Here is a 1,608-nt window from a genome sequence, read left to right on the forward strand (position 1 = left end):
GCAGGAGACCAATCATCTCGGCGCTGACGCCCACCCCCTCCAACCAGAGCGACCAGAACGGCAGATAGGCGCCGTAGACGAAATAGAAGGCGCCGAAAAAGAGCGCTAACCAGGAGAACGCGGGCATAGATCCTCTGCAACCGGATGACGGGAGCAGAATGATAACCCATCCGCCCCCACAGATCCCGATGGAAACCCCGCTAAGAAAACGAAAAAACTTCAACAAAATTGAACTATTACCGAAGGTACAGGGTCTACTTGGTAACACCTCCTCCTGGTTAGTGTTGCAATCCTTCCACCCGCCCATGGCGGGTTTCTTTTTGTCCCCTGATCACTTTTTTCATCACCAGGATCTGCATCTTGCATTCAAACTTAAATCCATCTTCACAACAAAAGATCATCTGGATACAGCACATCTTCGAGCTATCCTGCAACTCAAGATAAAAATACACCGGCGTTAAGCCGGTGTCAGGTGATAACTAGAACGGTACAAATCGAGCTTACGGGCTCTATGAACCTTCCTTTATTTATGCACCATACTTATCAATAAGATAATTTTTAATTTTTTTGGCATTGTCTAATGCATAATTTTGCATTTTACCATTTTTTATAATCTGATAACCAGAAAGAGCATCATCAGTTTCTGAACTTAAATTTAGTTCATACTTTCCTTCTTTACTTTTTCGATATGTTTTAATTTCATAAAAATAAGGATATTCTATACCATTATTTTCATAATTTACATTCCAGCGAAGAAGTATAGCAACATTCCTCTCTTTATTTACAGAAACAAAAAAAACAGACATTAATTCCACTGGTGCATCTGAATGATAAAAAGTATCAATCAAATGATTTTGCGTTCCCTTAGGTGACTCATACCCAAGATAAAACTCTATATCTTTTTTATCTGAAGTGCTTTGAAAGCAGATATATCCTTCATTGAAGGATATATCTCTGAAAGGGCCCTGAACAATTGCATTATTGTTATTACCACACGCATGTGCATATGTTGAAAACAAAAAAATAAAAATGAATAGTAACCTACTTAAAATACTAGTCATATCATTCTCCCCCAGCCAATTCTTCTTCAATAAATTTAGCTTCACCTTCACGGCGGTCTCTTAGGCCCCGCTGGTTAGCCCATAACCTTTTCATACTCCTTAGTCTGGCAGGTATGTTTTTAATATTCCCTTTAGAAAAATCATCGCCTATTTCTCTCATTTCACGACGACTATCTACTGGATCCCCTATTTTCGGTTTTTTTAATGATGGACCTCTGTTATAAACCAATGACAATATGGCACCAGCACTATCTGGAGGTAGGTTAATAGCTTGTGGGTAAGTGTTGACAACAACTTGACAGTATCGTTCCTTTAAACGCATTGCCATATCTAGTGCTCGTTCTTTATCAATCGAAATGTCAGATAATTCATGAACAATAGCTCTTGCATTATCCCCTTTTTTGCCAATTGCGGTTAACAAACGCTCCACCTGTGTCGCCGTATAATAATCACTCAACATAGTCCGTGCTGATGAGATTTCTTGTTGTCCTAAATCGTACCCATACCCAATAGTAACGCCACTTGACTGATCTCCTTTGGGGACATA

General features: G+C 39.6%; 2 protein-coding genes and 1 pseudogene. All 3 read right to left on the reverse strand.

Annotated elements, in window-relative coordinates:
• Positions 1–127, reverse strand: a pseudogene (locus AACS18_RS07850) (3-phenylpropionate MFS transporter); the annotation flags it as partial.
• 400 nt (positions 128–527) lie between these two features.
• Positions 528–1,061 (reverse strand): hypothetical protein, encoded by a 534-nt coding sequence (locus AACS18_RS07855; protein ID WP_146184873.1) that lies wholly within the window; start codon positions 1,059–1,061, stop codon positions 528–530.
• Position 1,062: 1 nt separating this feature from the next.
• Positions 1,063–1,608: pesticin C-terminus-like muramidase (locus AACS18_RS07860; RefSeq protein WP_219928012.1), on the reverse strand; the 546-nt coding region annotated here is incomplete at its 5' end.

The organism is Aeromonas sp. HMWF015 (genome assembly GCF_963878965.1).
Classification (GTDB): domain Bacteria; phylum Pseudomonadota; class Gammaproteobacteria; order Enterobacterales; family Aeromonadaceae; genus Aeromonas; species Aeromonas veronii.

Coding starts and splice junctions, on each gene's coding strand:
- AACS18_RS07855 (WP_146184873.1), bottom strand. CDS start 1,061: ATGACTAGTATTTTAAGTAGGTTACTATTCATTTTTATTTTTTTGTTT.